General features: G+C 73.0%; 19 protein-coding genes and 1 pseudogene. 7 read left to right on the top strand and 13 right to left on the bottom strand.

Features of this window, described 5'->3' with window-relative positions; all coding sequences use genetic code 11:
* Nucleotides 1-126: 126 nt before the first annotated feature.
* From D2L64_RS24890 to D2L64_RS24880, 3 genes are all read right to left on the bottom strand, one after another.
* Nucleotides 127-1794, bottom strand: coding sequence for a fumarate hydratase (locus D2L64_RS24890; RefSeq protein ID WP_119579631.1), 1668 nt, complete (start codon nucleotides 1792-1794; stop codon nucleotides 127-129).
* A gap of 157 nt (nucleotides 1795-1951) precedes the next feature.
* The gene (locus tag D2L64_RS24885) at nucleotides 1952-3388 is read right to left on the bottom strand and encodes an outer membrane protein assembly factor BamB family protein (protein ID WP_119579643.1); all 1437 of its coding nucleotides are present in this window, start codon (nucleotides 3386-3388) and stop codon (nucleotides 1952-1954) included.
* Nucleotides 3389-3496: 108 nt separating this feature from the next.
* Nucleotides 3497-4804, bottom strand: coding sequence for an MFS transporter (locus tag D2L64_RS24880; protein WP_233559135.1), 1308 nt, complete (start codon nucleotides 4802-4804; stop codon nucleotides 3497-3499).
* 66 nt (nucleotides 4805-4870) lie between these two features.
* Here D2L64_RS24880 and D2L64_RS24875 point away from each other — a divergent pair, with 66 nt between their 5' ends.
* Nucleotides 4871-5860 (top strand): ArsR/SmtB family transcription factor, encoded by a 990-nt coding sequence (locus D2L64_RS24875; RefSeq protein WP_119579629.1) that lies wholly within the window; start codon nucleotides 4871-4873, stop codon nucleotides 5858-5860.
* Here the strand turns inward: D2L64_RS24875 and D2L64_RS24870 are convergent.
* Nucleotides 5818-6363: an Lrp/AsnC family transcriptional regulator gene (locus tag D2L64_RS24870; RefSeq protein ID WP_119579628.1), complete on the bottom strand. Its 546-nt coding sequence runs from the start codon at nucleotides 6361-6363 to the stop codon at nucleotides 5818-5820. The two genes, D2L64_RS24875 and D2L64_RS24870, sit on opposite strands and share 43 nt — an antisense overlap.
* 138 nt (nucleotides 6364-6501) lie before the next feature.
* Between D2L64_RS24870 and hppD the strand changes: the two genes are divergently transcribed.
* From hppD to hisC, 4 genes are read left to right on the top strand one after another with little or no spacing between them, the layout of a single operon-like run.
* A complete protein-coding gene (gene hppD / locus D2L64_RS24865; protein WP_119579627.1) occupies nucleotides 6502-7707 on the top strand; it encodes a 4-hydroxyphenylpyruvate dioxygenase in 1206 nt (401 codons plus the stop codon).
* 11 nt (nucleotides 7708-7718) lie between these two features.
* On the top strand, nucleotides 7719-8519 hold the full coding sequence (locus tag D2L64_RS28345; RefSeq protein WP_119579626.1) for an RDD family protein: 801 nt from the start codon (nucleotides 7719-7721) through the stop codon (nucleotides 8517-8519).
* A gap of 22 nt (nucleotides 8520-8541) precedes the next feature.
* Nucleotides 8542-9444 (top strand): RDD family protein, encoded by a 903-nt coding sequence (locus D2L64_RS24855; protein ID WP_119579625.1) that lies wholly within the window; start codon nucleotides 8542-8544, stop codon nucleotides 9442-9444.
* A complete protein-coding gene (gene hisC, locus D2L64_RS24850) occupies nucleotides 9441-10544 on the top strand; it encodes a histidinol-phosphate transaminase (RefSeq protein WP_119579624.1) in 1104 nt (367 codons plus the stop codon). Before D2L64_RS24855 ends, hisC begins: the two co-directional genes overlap by 4 nt.
* 150 nt (nucleotides 10545-10694) lie before the next feature.
* Here the strand turns inward: hisC and D2L64_RS24845 are convergent, their stop codons facing one another.
* From D2L64_RS24845 to D2L64_RS24825, 5 genes are all read right to left on the bottom strand, one after another.
* Nucleotides 10695-11945 (bottom strand): outer membrane protein assembly factor BamB family protein, encoded by a 1251-nt coding sequence (locus D2L64_RS24845; protein ID WP_119579623.1) that lies wholly within the window; start codon nucleotides 11943-11945, stop codon nucleotides 10695-10697.
* 90 nt (nucleotides 11946-12035) lie between these two features.
* Complete coding sequence (locus D2L64_RS24840) at nucleotides 12036-12497, bottom strand: SRPBCC family protein (RefSeq protein WP_119579622.1); 462 nt, start codon at nucleotides 12495-12497, stop codon at nucleotides 12036-12038.
* Between the two features lie 129 nt (nucleotides 12498-12626).
* Nucleotides 12627-12836: a DUF397 domain-containing protein gene (locus D2L64_RS24835; RefSeq protein WP_119579621.1), complete on the bottom strand. Its 210-nt coding sequence runs from the start codon at nucleotides 12834-12836 to the stop codon at nucleotides 12627-12629.
* Nucleotides 12837-13010: 174 nt separating this feature from the next.
* Nucleotides 13011-14207: a fumarylacetoacetase gene (gene fahA, locus D2L64_RS24830; protein ID WP_119579620.1), complete on the bottom strand. Its 1197-nt coding sequence runs from the start codon at nucleotides 14205-14207 to the stop codon at nucleotides 13011-13013.
* Nucleotides 14204-15070: a hypothetical protein gene (locus D2L64_RS24825; RefSeq protein ID WP_119579619.1), complete on the bottom strand. Its 867-nt coding sequence runs from the start codon at nucleotides 15068-15070 to the stop codon at nucleotides 14204-14206. Before D2L64_RS24825 ends, fahA begins: the two co-directional genes overlap by 4 nt.
* Before the next feature lie 84 nt (nucleotides 15071-15154).
* Between D2L64_RS24825 and D2L64_RS24820 the strand changes: the two genes are divergently transcribed.
* A complete protein-coding gene (locus D2L64_RS24820; protein WP_119579618.1) occupies nucleotides 15155-16321 on the top strand; it encodes a homogentisate 1,2-dioxygenase in 1167 nt (388 codons plus the stop codon).
* A gap of 732 nt (nucleotides 16322-17053) precedes the next feature.
* Here the strand turns inward: D2L64_RS24820 and D2L64_RS28580 are convergent.
* From D2L64_RS28580 to D2L64_RS24800, 4 genes and pseudogenes are all read right to left on the bottom strand, one after another.
* Nucleotides 17054-17680: pseudogene (locus D2L64_RS28580) on the bottom strand (tetratricopeptide repeat protein); the annotation flags it as partial.
* 9 nt (nucleotides 17681-17689) lie between these two features.
* Complete coding sequence (gene ispF / locus D2L64_RS24810) at nucleotides 17690-18172, bottom strand: 2-C-methyl-D-erythritol 2,4-cyclodiphosphate synthase (protein WP_119579616.1); 483 nt, start codon at nucleotides 18170-18172, stop codon at nucleotides 17690-17692.
* Between the two features lie 16 nt (nucleotides 18173-18188).
* A complete protein-coding gene (ispD, locus tag D2L64_RS24805; RefSeq protein WP_119579615.1) occupies nucleotides 18189-18884 on the bottom strand; it encodes a 2-C-methyl-D-erythritol 4-phosphate cytidylyltransferase in 696 nt (231 codons plus the stop codon).
* A 56-nt stretch (nucleotides 18885-18940) separates the two neighbouring features.
* Nucleotides 18941-19426 carry a CarD family transcriptional regulator gene (locus D2L64_RS24800; protein WP_007073334.1) on the bottom strand — a complete coding sequence of 162 codons (486 nt, stop codon included), beginning with the start codon at nucleotides 19424-19426 and terminating at the stop codon, nucleotides 18941-18943.
* A 462-nt stretch (nucleotides 19427-19888) separates the two neighbouring features.
* On the opposite strand from D2L64_RS24800, the gene D2L64_RS24795 reads away from it, so the two are divergent.
* Nucleotides 19889-20599 carry a hypothetical protein gene (locus D2L64_RS24795; protein WP_119579614.1) on the top strand — a complete coding sequence of 237 codons (711 nt, stop codon included), beginning with the start codon at nucleotides 19889-19891 and terminating at the stop codon, nucleotides 20597-20599.
* Nucleotides 20600-20644: the final 45 nt, after the last annotated feature.

The raw sequence follows: 20644 nt of genomic DNA, 5'->3' as shown, positions 1-20644 counted from the left end.
TCGACAGCGCGGGATCGCAGACTTCCACCGGTCGCGTTCTGCGTGATCGACGGGGGCGGTGCGCCCGCTCGACAGGAGCGGGCGCACCGATGTCACCGGCGGCCTACGGCCGGTCGCAGCCGATGCCTAGCGGCGGCCGATGGTGAGGACCGGCTTGGTGACCTCGGCGAAGAAGTCGTTGCCCTTGTCGTCGACCACGATGAAGGCCGGGAAGTCCTCCACCTCGATCTTCCAGACCGCCTCCATGCCCAGCTCCGCGTACTCCAGGACCTCGACGTGCTTGATGCAGTCCTGGGCGAGCCGGGCCGCCGGGCCGCCGATCGAGCCGAGGTAGAAGCCGCCGTGCTGGTCGCAGGAGCGGGTCACCTGAGCCGAGCGGTTGCCCTTGGCCAGCATCACCATCGAGCCACCGGCGGCCTGGAACTTCTCCACGTACGCGTCCATCCGCCCGGCTGTGGTCGGGCCGAACGAGCCGGACGCGTAGCCCTCGGGGGTCTTCGCCGGCCCGGCGTAGTAGACCGCGTGGTCGCGCAGGTACTGCGGCATCGACTCGCCCGCGTCCAGCCGCTCGGCGATCTTGGCGTGCGCGATGTCCCGGGCCACCACCAGCGGGCCGCTCAGCGACAGCCGGGTCTTGACCGGGTACTTCGAGAGTTCGGCGCGGATCTCGTCCATCGGCCGGTTGAGGTCGACGCGGACCACCTCGGTGGCGTCCAGCTGCGCCTCGGTGACCTCGGGCAGGTAGCGGGCCGGGTCGGTTTCGAGTCGTTCCAGCCACACACCCGACGGGGTGATCTTCGCAACCGCCTGCCGGTCCGCGGAGCAGGACACCGCGATCGCCACCGGGCAGGAGGCGCCGTGCCGGGGCAGCCGCACCACCCGCACGTCGTGGCAGAAGTACCGCCCGCCGAACTGCGCGCCGATGCCGAAGTTGCGGGTCAACTCCAGCACCTCGGCCTCCAGCTCCAGGTCACGGAAGCCGTGCGCGGTCATCGAACCGGCGGTGGGCAGCGCGTCGAGGTACTTGGCGGAGGCGTACTTGGCGGTCTTCAGGGCGTACTCGGCGCTGGTGCCGCCGATCACCACGGCCAGGTGGTACGGCGGGCAGGCCGAGGTGCCGATCAGCCGCAGCTTCTCCTCCAGGAACTGCATCATCCGGGTGGGATTCAGCAGCGCCTTCGTCTCCTGGTAGAGGTACGACTTGTTGGCCGAGCCGCCGCCCTTGGCCATGAACAGGAACTTGTACGCGTCCGGATGCCCGTCCGGATCCTCCGCGTACAGCTCCACCTGGGCGGGCAGGTTGCTGCCGGTGTTGCGCTCCTCCCACATGGTCAGCGGGGCGAGTTGGGAGTAGCGCAGGTTCAGCCGGGTGTACGCCTGCCAGACGCCCCGCGAGATCGCCTCGGCGTCGCTGCCGTCGGTGAGCACGTGCCGGCCCCGCTTGCCCATCACGATCGCGGTGCCGGTGTCCTGACACATGGGCAGCACGCCACCGGCGGCGATGTTGGCGTTGCGCAGCAGGTCGAGGGCGACGAACCGGTCGTTCGGTGAGGCCGCCGGGTCGTCGATGATCGACCGCAGCTGGGCCAGGTGCGCGGGCCGCAGGAAGTGCGCGATGTCATGCATCGCCTCGGCGGTCAACGCGGTCAACGCGGCCGGATCCACGGTCAGGAACCGGCGGCCACCCGGACCGTGGACGACGTCCACACCCTCGTCGGTGATCAGGCGGTACTCGGTCTGATCGGGCCCGGTCGGCAGCAGGGGGGCGTACGAGAAGTCGGCGGCACTGCTCATGACGGCACTCCGCTTCGCTCCGTGCCGCCATGAGGCACCACCGCACTGCGCTGATCATCCGCTCGCTGGCGCTCGCTCATGACGGCAAAGCCTAAGGCAGAAGGTTCGATCAGTCCCACCCGCCGGGTGGGGTGCGCTCCACCGTCCCGGTGAGCGGTCACTTGCCGGAATCAGGGGTGGCGCACAGCTCGTTCTTCGGACCGCAGGCGTCCTGCGGCGCGGGCACCCCACCGGTGCCGGCGGGCCCCGGCACGCCACCGGTGGGGTCCGGCCCGGTGCTGCCGCCGGTCGTCCCGAACCGGACGTATCCGATCTCGCGGCCCTCCCCGACGACCATCCCGGCGGGGCCGACCGCGAGCGCGTTCGCGGAGGTCCGCAGCGCCACCAACTCCCGGCCGGTACGCGGGTCCAGCGCCACCAGGCGGTTGGGCTTCTCGTCGGCGACGACCGCCGCGTACGGGGTCAACGCCGCACCGGCCTTCTCGCCCGACGGCCGGTTCCAGCGGACCTGACCCGAGCCGAGTTCCCGGCCGGCGACACCGCCCCGGTCGGCGGTCCGCACCACCGCGTACCGGTCGTCGACGGCGAGCACCCGTTCGCCGTCCTCGGTGCTCAGCAGCAGCCGCCCGTCGTACCCGTCGAGCACCGCCTCCCGGCCGTCCGGGGCGACCCCGACGAGCACGTTGCGGGCGCCGTACGGATCCTCCCGCTGCACGCAACCGGCGCTGTCGGCGGTACGCAGGTTGAGCCCGGCACGCTGCCAGGTCTGCTGCCCGGTGGCCGCGTCCTGACCGGAGATGGTGAAGTAGCAGTTGCCGTCCTGCGAGCGGGCGGCGATGCGCAGCAGCCGGCCGCCGATCACCGCGAGCCGTTCGTCCCGACCCGGCTCGACGTCCTGCAACACCCGGCCGGTGGCGGTGTCCACCACGTGCACCCGACCGTCGACCGGGAAGCCGAGCAGCGGCGGCACCGCCTCCGGGCCGGCCACCTCGGCGTGGATCCGCGCGCTGGTGAGTCGGCGGCTGTCCAGCAGGTTCGGGTTGTCGGCGAGCAGGCCGGTGCTCACCCCGGGCAGGAAGGCGGTCCACAGCGGGGTGGTACCGCGCGGTTCCCAGGCGCTGAGCGTGCAGTCGGTCGCCTCGGTGCAGCGCGCGTCGAGCAGCAGGTTGCGGTAGGTCCAGACGGCCACGGTGTCGTCGGACCGTCGCCGGGTCACGCCGGTGGTCGGGTCGAGCACCTCGTACCCCTTGACCAGTAGGCGTCCGACGACGACCACGGCCTCGGCGCCGCCGCCGGCGACCGCGCTCCAGTCGGCCTTGCGTTCCCAGAGCTGGCTGCCGGTGGCCAGGCTGCGCGCCTCGACCCGGGTGCGCTGTTCGACCACCACGGTCTCGGCGGCGATGGTGACGCTGCGCGGCGTGCCGCCGATGCGTTGCTGCCAGAGCACGTCCGGCTCGGAGATCGGCGATCGCCGGTTGACCCAGTCCCACATGCCCGGAAACGGGTTCCAGACTCCGGTCGCGGCGAGCGCCACCACCGTGGTCAGGCCGAGCAGCAGCCAGCCACGTACGCCGAGGCCGCTCCCCTTCGCCACCGGAACACGGTAGCCACCCACACCCCCCACCGCTCGCACCGCACCGCGTGTCGGGAAAGGAAGGGCACCTTACTGCCGCCTCCGGTCGTGACCGGCCCCCTTCCCGGCTCAGCGGGCGACGGGCTTCAGGACCGGCCACAGGGCCAGCGTCGCGGCGATCGACGCGGCACCGGCCACCGCCATCACCACACCCGGGGAGAGCACCTCGCTCAGCCCGCCCGCGCCCGCCGCCGCCAGCCCCTGCGCCGCCATCATCCCCGTGCTGACCAGCCCGAACGCCTGACCTCGGCGCTGCTCGGGGACCGCGTCGAGGAACCGTCGGGCCAGCCCCAACTGGTAGGCGAAGCCCGCGGTGGCCACCGCGAAGAGGGCCGCGGCGGGCACCAGCGCCGGCTGGGTCAGGAAGACCAGCATGGGTACGCCGAGCAGCAACGCGAGCCAGGGCGTCCACCGTTCCCGCCGGGCCGGCGCCACGAACCGGCCCACCACCAGGTCGCCGACCAGCATCCCACCCGCACCGGCCATCAGCAGTACGCCCGCGCTGGCACCCGGCCCGAGGTCGGCCGCGTACGGCACGGCCACCCCTTCGGCGCCGACCAGCAGCGAGCCGGGCAGCCACTGGGCGAGCAGCAGTCCGCGGATCCGGCGATCACCGAGCAGTTCCCGGTTGACCCGCAGCGTCTCGCGCACCGCGCCGCCCGCGTTGCGCGGCGCCGGGCCGGTCCCCGCCCGCGCCGGGCTGCTTCCCGCCCGCGCCGGGCTGGTTCGGGCGCGCGCCGGGCTGGTTCGGGCGCGGGCCGGGCGGCGGCCGAGCCCGAGGCGGACCAACAGCGCGGAGAGACCGCAGGTCAACGCGGTCAACCAGAGTGCGCCGTACGGGCCGACCAGGCCGAGCAGCAGTCCACCGACCGCGAAGCCGGCGACCTGGGTGCCCCCGGCGGCCACCGTCAGCAGGGACCGGCCCAGCACGTACGCGTCGCCGTGCAGCATCTCCGGCAGCAACGCGGCACGGGAGGCGCTGCTCACCGGACCGAACAGGGCCACCACCGCGACCAGCCCGAGCATCACCGACGGCGCCAGCACACCGGTGGCGAGCACGGCGACCAGTGCCAGCCGGAGCAGGTCGTACCCGACGATCAGCGTGCGGGCCGGCCACCGGTCGGCGAGGGCGAGCAGGAAGATGCCGCCCAGGGCGTGCGGCAGGAACCCGGTCACGTACGCCAGCGCGGCCAGCAGTCCGGACCCGGTGCGCTCGTAGACCAGCACGGAGAGGGCGAGCATCTTCACCGTCTCGCCGATCATGAAGATGCCGAAGCTGCCGAAGAGCACCCGGAACTCGGTGACGGCGAAGACGTCCCGGAAGGTGGCCGGCCGGTCGGCCCGCACCGCCGTGGCGGTGATGGTGGTGTCGTTCACGCCAGCCAGCATGGTGACGCACCCTGCCCAGCTCTATCCTTTCGCCAAGAGACGAAAGGTCGACCGATGCGGATCGAGGTCACCCCGGCCGACGTGGCGGCCAGCCGGTACGCCGTCTCGCCGCTCGGCGAGGCGGTGTCCGCGCTGCGGCTGCACGCCGGCCAGCGGTCGTACGCCAGCCTGGCCCCCTGGGTGACCCGGACCAGGCCCGCGTACGAGCGACTGCGGCGCGAGCTGCCGGCCGTCGGGGCGCTGCTGGCGCTGCTGCGCCGGGGCGGCTACAACGCCGACTTCATCCAGCCGCCACCGGACGGCACCGCCCGGGACTTCGCCGGCGAACTGGCCGTGGTCCGGGCCACCCCGCTGGCCCAGGCCCGCGACGAGTTGGCCCGCAACCTCACCGGCCCCCGGGTGGACCCACCGGCGTACGCCCGGGAGATCTACGCCTCACCCGACGTGGTCGACCGGCTCGCGGGGGCCATCGAGGCGGCCTGGATCGCGCTGGTCCAGCCCGACTGGCCACGGCTACGGGCGATCCTGGAACGCGACCTGGTGCACCGGGCCGGCCGCCTGCTCGCGTACGGGTGGGGGGCCGCGGTGGCGGACCTGGACCCACGACTGCGCTGGGTTCCCGGCGGCGAGGTGGGCGTGATCGAGGTCGCCGACCGTGATCCGCGGACGCACTCGCTGGCCGGCAAGGGACTGCTCTTCGTACCCACCGTCTTCGGTGCCCTGATCACGTACGTCGAGGCGCCCTGGCCGTTCGCGATCGTCTACCGGGCTTCCGGGGTGGCCGAGCTGCTCGGGCCGCCCGATCCCGGGCGTCCCGACGACGCGCTGGACCGGCTCGTCGGGCGGTCCCGGGCGGCGGTGCTGCGGGCGCTCGCGCTGCCCGCCACCACGAGTCAGCTCGTCGCCCAGCTCGGGCTGAGCCTCGGTGGGGTCGGTGACCATCTCACCGTGCTGCGAGAGGCCGGCCTGGTCAGCCGGGTCCGCGCCGGCCGTTCGGTGCGCTACCGGCGCACCCCACTCGGCGACGCGCTCGCCGCCGACTGACCCGAGGATGCCCTTTCCTCCCGCCCGGCGGAGCGGACGAGCGGGAGGACGCGGTACGGGATCTGCTCGGCGAGGGCGATGATCGTGGAGGCGCGCCGGATGCCCTCGTACGCCACGATCTGGTCGATCACCCGTTGCAGGTCGGTGTTGGAGCGGGCCACGATCCGGCAGAGCAGGTCGCTGGAGCCGGTGATGGTGTGCGCCTCCAGCACCTCGGGGATCGCCGCCAGGTGGCTGGCGACCGGGTCGTGCCCGTGCCGCTGGCTGATCTCCAGGGTCACGAAGCTGGTCACCGCGAACCCGATCGCGGCGGGTGACACCTCCGGCCCGAACCCGCCGATCACGCCCCGGTCGACCAGCTTGTCGAGCCGGGCCTGGACGGTACCCCGGGCCACGCCGAGCCGCCGGGAGCACTCCAGTACGCCGATCCGGGGCTCCTCGGCGAGCAGCTCGATCAGGCTGACGTCCAGGCCGTCCAGCTGTACATCCTGACCAGTGTTCATGGGTTAACACCCTACTTCTTGCGCAACCTGACCAGCGTTAACGGCGACAGTTGCCCAGTGAGCCTGCGCACGGTGATAGTCCGGGGACAGAGCACAGCGTCGGCCCGCCAGGCCGGCCGGTACGCAAGGGAGACCACCATGACCCAGGCGATCGACCGACCCCAGTCGACCGAGGAGGTCGACGTCGACGCCCTCGTCGGCGCCGTCGACCACGACATCAGCCACGACCCGTTCCCGGTTCGCGGCCTCGACCACGTGCACTTCCTGGTGGGCAACGCCAAGCAGGCCGCGCACTACTACTCCACCGCCTTCGGCATGACCTGTGTGGCGTACCGGGGCCCGGAGCAGGGTCACCGCGACCACGCCCAGTACGTGTTGACCAGTGGCTCGGCCCGGTTCGTGCTGACCGGCGTGGTCCGCCCGGACGCCCAGGGCGCCGAGCACGTCAACCGGCACAGCGACGGCGTCTCGGACATCGCGCTGGAGGTGCCGGACGTGGACGCCGCGTACGCACACGCCACCGCGCAGGGCGCGACCGGCCTGGTCGAGCCGCACGACGTCAGCGACGAGCACGGCACCGTCCGGATGGCCGCCATCGGCGCGTACGGCGACACCCGGCACACCCTGGTCGACCGGTCCCGTTACACCGGCCCCTTCCTGCCCGGCTTCGTCGCCCGCGGCCCGATCGTGGACCGGCAGCCGATGATCGACGCAGGTCTCCAGCCGAAGCGCTTCTTCCAGGCGGTCGACCACATCGTCGGCAACGTGGAACTCGGCCGGATGGACGAGTGGGTGGAGTTCTACAAGCGGGTGATGGGCTTCAGCAACATGGCCGAGTTCATCGGCGACGACATCGCCACCGACTACTCGGCGCTGATGAGCAAGGTCGTCGCGAACGGCACCCGCAAGGTGAAGTTCCCGCTCAACGAGCCGGCGATCGCCCGGAAGAAGTCGCAGATCGACGAGTACCTGGAGTTCTACCAGGGCCCGGGCGCCCAGCACATCGCGGTGGCCACCAACGACATCCTGGCCAGCGTCGACGCGATGCGCGCCGCGGGCGTCGAGTTCCTGGAGACGCCGGACTCGTACTACGACGACCCGGAGCTGCGGGCCCGGATCGGCAAGGTACGGGTACCGATCGAGGAGCTGAAGTCCCGCAAGATCCTGGTCGACCGGGACGAGGACGGCTACCTGTTGCAGATCTTCACCAAGCCGGTGCAGGACCGCCCGACGGTCTTCTTCGAGTTGATCGAGCGGCACGGCTCGCTCGGCTTCGGCAAGGGCAACTTCAAGGCCCTGTTCGAGGCGATCGAGCGGGAGCAGGAGAAGCGCGGCAACCTGTAACACTGTCCAGCGTGACCCAACCCCCGCCGCATCCCGCTTCACCGGCCGGTGGGCCGCCGTACGGCGGCGCACCGGCCGGCGGGCCACCGCACCCCCCGCCGCCGATACCCCCGCAGTACGCCCCACCCGGGCCGGTGCCACCGGGCTGGTCGGTGCCACCGGGCTGGTCGGTGCCACCGGGCTCGACCGCCGGACCGGCCCCGGCCGGCTTCTCGGCTGGGCCGCCGCCGGGCTGGGCCGGTGGACCGCCGCCGAAGTGGGCCGCCGGACCGCCGCCACCCGTGCTGGGGCCCGGCGGGCAGCCGCTGGCCAGCTTTGGCGACCGGCTGTTGGCGTACCTCATCGACACAGCCGTGGCCACCGCGGCCCTGATGGTGCTGTTCGTACCGGTCTCCGTGCTCTTCGTCTGGCAGATCGTCGGCGGGTTACCCATGCCCGACCCGGGCGGCACGAACACCTCGCCGGGGCCCGGCGAGGTGTTCACGCAGTTCCTGCTGCCGGTCCTGCTGCTCCACCTCGGCCTCATGGTGCTGATGTTCGGCCTCTACTGGATCTACCACGTCGAGTACCTGAAACGGACCGGGCAGACCCTCGGCAAGCGTGTGATGAACCTGCGGGTGGTTCCGCTCGACCCGACCCGCACCCTGGATCGGCAGATGGCCGGCAAGCGCTACCTCGTGCAGTTCGTCGGCGGCTCGCTGGTGCCCGGCGGAAGCTACCTCGACGGTCTCTGGCAACTGTGGGACAAGCCCTGGCAGCAGTGCCTCCACGACAAGTTCGCCGGAACGGTCGTCGTTAAGGTGGCGAGGTGAACGAGCGCAGCAAGGCCGCACCGTGAGCGTGGCACCGGGTTGGTACGTCGACCCCGCCGATCCGCAGACCCGCAGGTACTGGGACGGTGAGGGGTGGATCGGCGCGCCCATTCCGGTCGACGCCACCCCACCCGAGGGCCCACCCCCGCCCGAGCCCGAACCGACACCCGAACCGGAGCCACAGCCGGCCGCCCCGGCGCCCGCCGCCACCGGCACACCACCCGCCCCGGCCCCGGTCTCCGGCGCGCCCGCCCAGTGGCAGCAGGGTGCGCCGCCCGGGACACCCGGGTACGGGCCACCCCCCGGCTGGCCGTACCCGACCTGGCCCGGGCCGCCGCCGGAGCCGCGACCGCACGGGCTGGCACTGGCCTCGTTCGGTGCCCGGCTGACCGCCCGCCTGATCGACTTCGCCATCCTCTTCACGCTCATCGGCGTGGTCACCTACTGGTTCGTCAAACGGCTCGTCGCGGAGACCGCACCGTTCACCGACGAGTTCGTGCGCCGCGTCCAGGAGCAGGACCGCACAACCGAGCCGCTGCCCGCGATGGGCGAGCAGACCGGCGCGCTGATCGTGGTGATCCTGCTGATCGCCACCATGCTCTGGCTGGCCTACGAGGTGCCGGCGATGGCGAGCAGCGGACAGACCTTCGGCAAGCGGTTGGTGGGCGTCAAGGCGGTGCCGGTCGAGGCCGACAAGCCGCTCGGTTTCGGCCGGGCGCTGCGCCGGTGGAACACCCTCGGCCTGCCCACGCTGCTCTGGTACTGCTGCGGTCTCGGTCTGGTGCTCCAGCTGATCGACGCGCTCTCCCCGCTCTTCGACCATCCACTCCGGCAGGCGCTGCACGACAAGCGGGCGCAGACCGTGGTGGTGAAGGTTCCCCGTACCGCCACCGACCGCACCGAACCTCCGGGAGACACCCCATGACCGACAGCGGACGCCACCAGCCGGCCCTGCGGCTGACCCGCGCCGACCTGGACGCGCTGCCCAACTACGTGCCCGGCCGCAGCCCGGCCGACCTGGCCCGGGAGTTGGGCCTGCCCGAGGCCATCAAGCTGGCCAGCAACGAGGTGCCGTACGGCCCGCTGCCGGGGGTGGTGGAGGCGGTCGCCGAGGCCGCCGCCGGGGTGCACCGGTACCCGGACATGGGCGTCGTCGCGCTCCGCCAGGCGCTCGCCGACCGGTACGAGGTGGACGTCGACCGGGTGGCCACCGGCTGCGGTTCGGTGGCGCTGGCCGAGCACCTGGTCCGGGCCACCTGCCTGCCCGGTGACGAGCTGGTCTACTCGTGGCGGTCGTTCGAGGCGTACCCGATCATCGCGGCGACCAGCGGCGCGACCAGCGTACGGGTGCCCAACGACGCCGGCCACGGGCACGACCTGACGGCGATGGCCGCGGCGGTGACCGACCGGACCCGCATGATCCTGGTCTGCAACCCCAACAACCCCACCGGCACCGCCGTGCGCCGCACCGAACTGGACCGCTTCCTGGACGCGGTCCCGGAGGACGTGCTGGTGGTGATCGACGAGGCGTACCGCGAGTTCGTCACCGACCCGGAGGTGCCGGACGGGCTGAGCTACGCCGACCGGCCGAACGTGGCGGTGCTGCGCACCCTGTCCAAGGCCTGGGGCCTGGCCGGGCTGCGGATCGGCTTCCTGGTCGCCCAGCCGCAGGTGGCGGCGGCGGTCCGCAAGGTGGTCACGCCGTTCTCCACCAGCGCGGCGGCACAGGCCGGTGCGTTGGCCGCACTGGCCCAGGCGGACGAGGTGTACCGGCGGTGTGCGCTGGTGGTGGCCGAGCGGGACCGGGTCACCGAGGCGCTGGGCAAGCTGGTGCCGGACGTGCCGGCCAGCCAGGCGAACTTCCTCTGGTTGCCGCTCGGCGACCGGTCGCTGGAGTTCGGCAAGGCGTGCGAGGCACGCGGCGTGATCGTGCGCCCCTTCCCGGGGGACGGGGTCCGGGTCACCATCGGCACCCCGGCGGAGAACGACGCCTTCCTGGCCGCCGCCGAGTCGGCACTGGCCTGAGTACGGCCACGAGTCGGCACTGGCCCAGTGCGGCCGTCGAGGCTGAGCCGGGCCGGTCCGCCATCCCCCAGCGGACCGACCCGGAAGCCGCACCTCACACTATAAGTAACTTATGTCCGTTTTGCCCGTACTCGCAGGAAGTGGCCCTGTCTAGGTGGCGACCAACACGACGGGCTCGGCGGTGAAGAAGTAGCGCTGGTCGTCGGCGTCCCGGGCGACCGGCTCACGCAGCCGCTCCAACGCCAGGTAGCCGTCGCCCGCGTACGCCGACCCGAGCGCCCAGCCGAGCCCGTCGGCGCCGACCGCGACCGGGAAACGCGAACGCTCCGCACCCGTCCGTGGGTCGAGCGTGATCAGCTCGTTGGTCTCGGTGAGCAGGTGCACCCGGCCGGACTGCACGGCGACGATCCGGACGGCACCGAGGTCGGTACGCCGCCAGCGCTCCTTCCCGGTAGCCGCGTCCCGCCCGGTCACCGCGCCGTCGGCGGCCCGGATCGCCCAGCCGTCGACCAACTCCGCGTCGGCCGGGTCCAGGGCCGGCGCCGGCGTCGGGTCGCCCGCGCCGAGCAACCAGCCGGTCCCCCCGTCGTCGGCCGGGCCGGTGACGCGCAGCCCGCCGCAGCGGACCCGATCGGTGACACAGCCGAGCGGCGTGACGCCCCACCCGGCCGGCCCGTCCGGCGGCTGCCAGCGGGTGACCGCCCCACTGGACACCTCGTGGAACTCGACGGCGGCCGGCTCCGCGCACTGGTCCAGCACGGCGAACTGCCCGTACCCGGTGGTGCCCACGTCGGTCCGGCAGCCGCCGTCCACCTCCGTGGACCAGAGCTGCCGCCCGTCGGCGAGCCCGAACCCGGCGACCCGGCGCGGGCCGGACACCACCAGCACCGGCTGGCCGTCGACGGCCTGGGCGAGAAAGAGGCCCGGCGGATCCCAGACCGCCCCGGCCCCGGTACGACGGGCGGTCCAGCCCTCGGCGGGCGCCGGGCCGTCGACCCGCCAGGCCACCCGTCCGGTACGCGCGTCCAGCGCCACCAGCACACCGTCTGACCAGTGGCTGACCACCGTGGTGCGGTCCGCCACCACACCGCTCACCTGAGCCGGCCACCGCCGGTACGACCAGTACGGGGTGCTGCGGTGCCGGCCGTCCACCGGCGCGTCCGCGTACACCTGGCGCGCTGCCGCGTACACCCGCAGCCGGCCGTCGACCACGAGTGGCGCCACCGGCAACCGGCCCACCACGCCGGCCTCCCGGCTGACCGCCACCGGGTAGTCGGCGCGGGCGGTCGTGCTGACCTCGGCCGGGGCGAGCACGCGGTACGCGACGACCGCGGTGACCGCGACCAGGACGGCAGCGGAGACCGCTGCCATGATCCGTCGCCGGCCCATCGTCGACCCCATGCCGCACCTCCCGCCCGGCACCCTATCCAGCCGAGCTGAGTGCGTCGGGGCGCGGCCCCGGCGGGCGGCGGCACGGCCGGGGGTGGGAGATCAGGCGGCTCGGTCGGCGGCGGCGGCGGCCAGCGCGGCGAGGTCGCGGCGGAGCACCTTCTCCGCGGCCCGGGCGGCCAGCCCACCGAGCAGCAGTGCGAGCGCCCGCCCGGCCGGCGCGGCGGGCCGGGCCCGGACGGTCACCGTCACGGCGGTGGCCCGGCGGCGGAAGCGACGGGCGTCCCGCAGGGTCCAGGTGATCAGATAGTCCACGTCGTCACCGGGTGAACTGAGCACCAGCCGCCGGGGCGGCTCGGCGACCAGCACGACGAAGTGCTCGGCCCAGGCACTGCCGTCGGGTCGTAGCCGGGTTCCGCGCCAGGCGGTGCCGGGACCGAACGGGCCGGGAGTCAACACCTCGACCGGTCCGTCGGCCGGCAGCCGCCGGGGAAGGTCGGTGAGCACCCGCCACAGCTCGTCCGCCGGTGCCGCCACCACGGCACGGACCGCAACAGTCGACATGCCACCTCCCGTGGCATCGACGGTACGCGCAGTGATCGCAGTGCGGGGCCCCGGACGGGGATTCCACCGACGGACGGGTGGCCGTGTTCCACGAGGGCCGGTGGGCCCCGCGAAACACGGCCGGAGGCGTCAGCTGGTGAAGTGGCCCGCGCGGATCGCGCCGACGAACGCGGTCCATCCCGGCGGGCTGACCACCAGGACCGGCCCGGCCTGGTCCTTGGAGTCGCGTACGCCCACCACGCCGTGGACGCGGGCCAGGTTGTCGGCCACCTCCACGCAGAGACCCTGGTCGTTCGAGCGGCTGCTGGTACGCCAGACCGCGCCCACGAGATCGTGCATCGTTGTCATCTCCTCGGTTTGTGGCATGTCGCCGCGCCGAGGCCGGGCCGACCGGATAGGGGGGCACCGGCCGGCCCGACACGTCGTGGCGACGAATTCCGAGGCAATCAACGAAGACGGTGACGGTCCTTGATCGCACATCGGGTGCGATCAAGGGTCACTGTCGGGTAGGGGTCAGTTGGCGGGTCGCACCGTACCCGTGACCTCGCCCAGTTCGACGGTGCAGCCGTCGGGTCCGGGGGCGGTGGCGGTGATGGTCACGGTGTCGCCGTCGGCGAGGAAGGTTCGCTCCTCGCCCGCCACGGTCACCGGCTCGGCACCACCCCAGGTGAGTTCCAGGAAGGAGCCGACCTGGTCCCGCCGGTCCCCGGAGACGGTGCCGGAGGCGTAGAGGTCGCCGGTACGCAGCGCGGCGCCGTTGACGGTCAGGTGGGCCAACTGCTGCGCGGGTGTCCAGTACATCCCGGCGAACGGCGGCTCGCTGACCAGCGTGCCGTTCCAGCGCACGGCCAGCCGCAGGTCCAGCCCGAGGTGCGGCTCGGCGCGCAGGTAGTCCAGGACCGGCGGATCCTGCTCGGGCCCGGCCACCTCGGCGTGCCGCAGCGCGTCCAGCGGCGTCACCCAGGCCGCGACCGAGGTGGCGAAGGACTTGCCCAGGAACGGCCCGAGAGGTTGGTACTCCCAGGCCTGGATGTCCCGGGCCGACCAGTCGTTGACCAGCACCACGCCGAAGACGTGTTCGGCGAAGTCGGCGGCGGGCACCCGGCGGCCGAGCGGGCTGGGTACGCCGACCACGAACCCCACCTCGGCTTCGATGTCGAGCCGGGCCGACGGGCCGAAGACCGGGCCCTCGCGGCCCGGCCGCTGCCCCTGCGGCCGCACCACCGGGGTGCCGGAGACCACCACCGTGCCGGCCCGCCCGTGGTAGCCGATCGGCAGGTGCTTCCAGTTCGGCAGCAGCGGCGGTTGGCCGGGACGGAAGATCTGGCCGACGTTCGAGGCGTGCTGCTCCGAGGAGTAGAAGTCGACGTAGTCGGCGACCTCGAACGGCAACTCCATCCGTGCCTCGGACACCGGCACCAGCAGCGGCTCCACGGCGGACCGGTGGGCCGGGTCGGTGAGCAACTCGGTGATCCGCTGCCGTACCGCCGTCCACTGCGGTCGGCCGAGCGCCAGGAACGCGTTCAGCGTGGGTCGGCGCAGCGCCCCGCCGGCCAGTACCAGCTCGGCGGCCTCGGCACCGGCCAGGTCCAGGATCAGCTCGCCGATCCGCACCCCGATCCGGGGCTCGCCGTCGCCGATCCGAAACACCCCGTACGGCAGGTGGTGCACCCCGTACCCCGAACCGGCCGCGCCGCTCACCCAGGTCATGCCTCGAAGCCCCCGTTCACCAGCCCCAGCCGGATCAGATCGGTAAGTGGTTCCACAATGCTGCACGAGCCGAACCCCACCCACAGTGGCCGCGCCGCGTCCTGCCGGCCGTCGGTCCACTGCACCAGCGGTCGCTCGTCGCGCACGGTGAGCAGTTCGGCGACGGTCTCCACCGCGCCGCCCTCGGCGGCGGCCAGCGCCGCGGCGAGGACGTTGCCGAAGCCGTGGTGGGTGAAGCCGGTCTCCGGGTCGACGTGGCGCACCGCGTGGTGCAGCCCGGCGGTCAACTTGAACGGCACGCCCCGATCGCGGCAGGCGCAGATCACGGCGGCCAGTTCCAGCGGGGTGGGGAACAGCTCGGCGGCCAACCCGCCGGTACGGAACTTGGCGGCGACCGGCAGTCCGCCGGCCCGTGCCTCGGCGACGGTGTCCAGCGCGCCCATCAGCCCGAAGGTCAGCGGGATCTCCGCGTACACCGGCACGGTCTCCAGCCGGGACGCGAGCGCGACCAGCTCGGCCAGGCCCGGCTGCGGGTCCTCGCCCCGCTTGGCCACCGGTGCCTCGATCTGCCGGACGGTCACCCCGAGCGGGGGCAGGAACGACAGCGCGAAGGGCAGCTGGTCGAGGCCGGTGTCGCCGATCAGCCCGATGACGAAGCCCTCGTCGGGGTCGACCAGGCCGTCCAGCTCGCCGGCGGCGACCGCCGAGGCGGGCAGCAGCAGCGGACCGACGAGGTCGGCGTACCAGGCGGCGCGGTGCCGCCGGTGGGCGACGACCGCGGCCGGCACCGACGCGCTGCCCGGCGGGAAGACGGCGGCGTCGTCGACCAGGCCGGCGACGAGTGCCGGCAGTTGCGTTGACACGAGACAAGAATGTACGGGACGCTACAAGAAGCGGACAACAGTGTCCGATTATCGGACGCATCTGGCTGGTGACCGGGAGGCGACATGCCGTACTACCGCAGCGTCGGCGAACTGCCACGCAAGCGCCACACCCAGTTCCGGCAGCCCGACGGCAGCCTCTACACCGAGGAACTGATGGGCCAGGAGGGTTTCTCCTCCGACTCGTCCCTGCTCTACCACCGGTACGCCCCGACCGCGATCGTCGCCGCCGAGGAGTTCACCCCACCCACCGTGACCCGGGTGCCCAACCTGCCCCTCAAGCCCCGGCACCTGCGTACCCACAAGCTCGACGGCACCGGGGCCGACCCGGTCCTCGGCCGCCGCTACCTGCTCGCCAACGACGACGTACGGATCGCCTACGTGCTGGCCGACCGGCCCTCCCCGCTGTTCCGGGACGCCACCGGTGACCAGTGCCTGTACGTCGAGTCGGGCACGCTACGGGTCGAGTCGACCTTCGGCGTACTGGACGCGGTGGCCGGCGACTACGTGATCATCCCGACCTCGACCGTGCACCGGCTGGTGCCCACCGGCGACGCGCCGGCCCGGCTGCTCGCCGTCGAGGCGTCCGGGCACATCGGCCCGCCCAAGCGCTACCTCTCCGTACGCGGCCAGTTCCTGGAGCACTCGCCGTACTGCGAGCGCGACGTCCGCGGGCCGGACACCCCGCTGCTGGTCGACGGCACCGACGTGGAGGTGCTGGTCCGTCACCGGCGCGGTTGGACCCGCCACGTGTACGCCAACCACCCCTTCGACGTGGTCGGCTGGGACGGGCACCTGTACCCGTGGGCGTTCTCGATCCACGACTTCGAGCCGATCACCGGCCGGATCCACCAGCCGCCGCCGGTGCACCAGACCTTCCAGGGCCCGAACTTCGTGATCTGCTCGTTCGTGCCGCGCAAGGTCGACTACCACCCGGACGCCATTCCGGTGCCGTACCACCACCACAACGTCGACTCCGACGAGATGCTCTTCTACACCGGCGGCAACTACGAGGCACGCCGCGGCTCGGGGATCGAACAGGGCTCCATCTCGCTGCACCCGTCCGGCTTCACGCACGGCCCCCAGCCCGGTGCCGCGGAACGCTCGATCGGCGTGGACTTCTTCGACGAACTGGCCGTCATGGTCGACACCTTCCGCCCCCTCGACCTCTGCGACGCGGCGGCGGACTGCGAGGACGAGGGCTACGCCTGGACCTGGTCGCGCCGCCCGTAGCGGCTCGGCACCCGAACGCGCCCTACGGGCTGTCGCACCGAGGTCGCTGCGGTCAGGTCAGGCCGAAGGGCGGGTGATGGTGGTCAACTGGGCGGCGGTGGTCACGCCGATCGCCAGGGCCAGCGGCCACGGGTTGCCGAGCAGGGCGTACAGCAGGATCAGCGCGGGAGCGGCGAGCACCGCGTAGACCGCGAAGGCGAGCGTACGGTCCGTCCGGCGCAACACCGGCAGGATCGTACGGGCCAGACCGGGCAACCGCGCCGCGTGCCGCCAGAGCACGATGCCGCCACCGGCCGCCGCCAGCAGCGCCATCAGCCGGGAGAAGCCGGGACCGGTCGCGGCCGAACAGGCGACCACGACGGCAGCGATCATCGACCAGCCGGCCCCCCACAGCACCAGGGTGCGCAGCGCCGCGGGCACCGGCCGACGCGCGGCGACCGGCCCCAGGTCGGCCCGGCTCGCACCGGCCGGCCCCGAACCGTACGGATCGACGCCGGCGCCCGGCTGCACCGGATCGCCGGGCCGGCGCAGGTAGTCTCGGGCCTCGTCGAGCCCGCTGAGGTCGTCCGGAACCCGATCGACCCGGCTCGGCTCGTCCCGGCTCGGGTCGATCCGGCCCTCGGTCGACGTGCCGGGCTCGGTCGACGTGCCGGGCTCAATCGACGTGCCGGGCTCGGTCGACGTGCCGGGCTCGGTCGACGTGCCGGGCTCGGTCGACGGCAGGTAGGGCACCGCCGCCTCCGCCAGCCGCTCCAGCGTGGCGATCCAGCGCCGCTGCTCCAACCGCAGCACCCCGACGTCGGCGCCCGCCTCGGCCAGCCTGGGGTCCAGCCGCAGCGCCTCCCGATAGGCCCGCTCGGCCAGGTCGAACATCCGCATGTTGGCCGCCACCAGACCGAGCACCAGATGCGCCTGCGGCTCCTCGGGGGCCAACTCCACCCCGTGCCAGGCCGCGTTCAACGCCGGCTGGCCGTTGCGCGAACCGGCCAGGATCGCCGCCGCGCTGCGCTGGGCGTACGCGTCCTGCGGCCCCAGCGCGAGGATCTCGTCGGCGGTGCCGGCCGCCTCGCCGTACCGTTCCAGATCGCCCAGGGCCAGGCCACGGAGAACGAGCGGCGGCACCCGCCCGGGCGCGGCGGCGACGGCGGACTCGGCGGCGGCCAGCGCCTCGGTCGGCCGGTCGGCGGCCAACTGCACCCGGGCCAGCATGGTCAACGTTTCCACGTCGGCGGGGTCGAGGGCGAGCGCGAAGCCGAGTTCGCTGGCGGCTTCGTCGTACCGGCCCAGCTCGGCGAGGAGGGTGGCGCGCTGCAGGTAGCCGTCGGCGGTGGGCGGGTCGGCGGGGACGTCGGCGGACATCGCGCGAGCCTAGGCGCTCGGCTGCGGGTAGACCAGGGCCACCGCGATCCCGGCGAGCCCCTCGCCGCGCCCGGTGAAGCCGAGACCGTCGGTGGTGGCGGCGGAGACGACGACCGGCGCACCGACCGCCGCCGACAGAACCTGCTGCGCCTCCTCGCGGCGCGGGCCGATCTTCGGTCGTACCCCCACCACCTGCACCGACACGTTACCGATGGCGAAGCCGGCGGCCCGAACCCGCCGCGCGGACTCGGTCAGCAGGGTCACCCCGCTGGCGCCGGCCCACTCGGGCTGACCCGTGCCGAAGTTGGCGCCGAGATCACCCAGGCCGGCCGCGGAGAGCAGCGCGTTGCAGGCGGCGTGGGCCGCCACGTCGGCGTCGGAGTGCCCGGCCAGGCCGTCCTGGTCGGGCCAGTGCAGGCCGGCCACCCAGCAGGGCCGCCCGGCCTCGAAGGCGTGCACGTCCGTCCCGATGGCCACCCGAGGAACGATCATGAATCGAGGGTACGCGTCACGGCCCGGCCGCCAGCAGGTGCTCGGCCAGGGCCAGGTCGAACGGCCGGGTGATCTTCAGGGCGTGATCCGAGCCGGGTACGCAGAACACCGGTACGCCCTGCTTCTCCACCAGCCCGGCGTCGTCGGTCAGCGCGTCGGCGGCGGCCGCGTGCGCGGCGGTCAGCACCGCCCGTCGGAAACCCTGCGGTGTCTGCACGGCGCGTAGCGCGGACCGGTCGACGGTGCCGAGGACCACCTCACCCGCGTCGACCTCCTTGATCGTGTCGACCACGGGCAGCACCGGGATCACCGCGTCATGCCCCGCCCGCACCGCGGCGGCCACCGACTCCACCAGGGCGGGTGGGGTCAACGCGCGGGCCGCGTCGTGCACCAGGACGATGTCGGGGCCGGCGGGCACGGCGGCGAGGGCGGCGGCCACGGACGCCTGCCGCTCGGCACCGCCCGGCACCACCGTGACCGGGGCGACGGGGGCGAGCAGGCCGCGTACGGCCGGAACGTCGGCGACCGGGGCGGCCACCACGATGGTGTGCACCGACACGGCGGCGGCGAGCCGGCGGACCGCGTGCACCAGCAGCGGCTCGCCGGCCAGCAGTCGCAAGGCCTTCGGTCGGCCCGGACCGAGGCGTACCCCGGCACCGGCCGCAGGCACGAGGACCGCGACGTCACCGCGCGGATTCAGCTGCGCGGTCACGTCGCGGTCCTCGATGGTTTCTTCGCTACGAAGTGGGTACGACGATGCTGTGCGGACTAGGCCTCGGTCAGCACCTTGTCGAGCAGCGTCTCCGCCTCGTCCTTGGTGCTCTTCTCGGCCAGCGCCACCTCGCCGACGAGAATGTCCCGGGCCTTGGCGAGCATGCGCTTCTCACCCGCGGAAAGGCCCCGCTCCCGCTCCCGGCGCCACAGGTCGCGGACGACCTCGGCCACCTTCAGCGGGTTGCCGGAAGCCAGCTTCTCCAGATTCGCCTTGTAACGCCGCGACCAGTTGGTCGGCTCCTCGGTGTGCGGAGCCCGGAGGACGTCGAAGACCTTGCCGAGACCCTCTTCGCCGACCACCTCGCGCACACCCACGATCTCGGCGTTCTCAGCAGGCACCCGGACCGTCAGGTCACCCTGCGCGACCCTCAGGACGAGGTACTGCTTAGGCTCGCCCTTGATGACCCGAGTCTCGATTGCCTCGATGAGTGCGGCCCCGTGGTGGGGGTAAACAACGGTCTCGCCGACACTGAAAACCATAGGTTCGAAACCCCTTTCGCTGTGTCTAGGGTAACACGCTCAGGCACCGATGTCTCACCGCTGTCCTGACCGTTGGCGCAGCTCAGGGGCCCTGTGAGAGGTCTTTCTTCGGCTTGACAGACGACCAATCCGATGGTTTAGCCACGCTCCGTAATCGGGAGATGACCCCCCGGGCACGGACGGCGAACCGCCATGTCGCCGGCACAAACCCAACCGTTGATCAGTGCAGCTGTCACCGATGACCGGTGCACCCTGCACCGATGATCGGCAGTTACGCCAGCGATGATCGTCGGCAGTTGCGCCGGCGATCATCGGCAGTTGCGCCGGCGATCAGGGGCTACGCACCCGTCCCATGGTATCTCGCCGTACCCGAGTGTGGGCAGCGGTAGCGGGACTGGGCGCCGTACGGGACGCTGGAGGAGCGCCGCTGTCCGCGCACCCGCGAAGTACCAGGGGGTCGTAATGGGCAAGGCTGACGCCGACGGGCCCGGGCTGCCCGACCTGCCTCCCGAGTGGGGTCGAGTGGTCGTACCCGACGATGCCTCCGCGCTGGCCGAGGAGGCCGAACAGATCCGCCGTGAGCTGCACCGGCGGGTAACCGCGCCGCCTCGCCGGGCGGCTCGCCGGCCGGGGCGGCCGGCATCCCGGCGGTGGCCCCCGGCGGTACCCGTGCTGGTGCTGCTCGTCACGGTCGTCGCCGCCGTCGCCGGCCTGGCCACCGTCACCTGGCCCCGGGCCACCCGCTCCCCGGGACCGGCCGCCAGCCCACCGGAGCGGCCACCGACCCCGCTGACTGATCGGCTACTGCCCGCGCTGGACCTGGTCGACGCCGGGCAGGCCCCGGTGCCGCTACGGGGGTTGCTGCCGGCAGCGGTGCTGCTGGTCGACGGGTGTCCCTGCCCCGAGCGGGTCACCGAGGCAGCGGCGGCGGCACCGCCGGGGGTGAACGTGGTCACCGTGGCCTCGACAAGCCCGCGGGCCGCACCATCGGACAGCCGGGTACGCGCGCTGGCCGACCCGGCCGGCGGCCTCCGCGCGTTCCTGCACCTGCCGGCCCAGCCGGAGGCGATGACGGTGCTGCTCGCCGACCGCAGCGGCCGGATCGTCCTGGTGCTGCCGGAGGTCGACTCGATCGCCGACTATCAGGTCGAACTGGCCGGTCTCGCTGGCTGAGTCCCGCCGCCCATCCCCAAGCCCGCCACGCCCACCGCCCCCCCC

The sequence above is a fragment of the Micromonospora radicis genome (assembly GCF_003583405.1).
In the GTDB taxonomy this organism is placed as follows: domain Bacteria; phylum Actinomycetota; class Actinomycetes; order Mycobacteriales; family Micromonosporaceae; genus Micromonospora; species Micromonospora radicis.
Note: the sequence above shows the minus strand (reverse complement) of the source record. Positions and strands in the feature narration are given on the sequence as shown.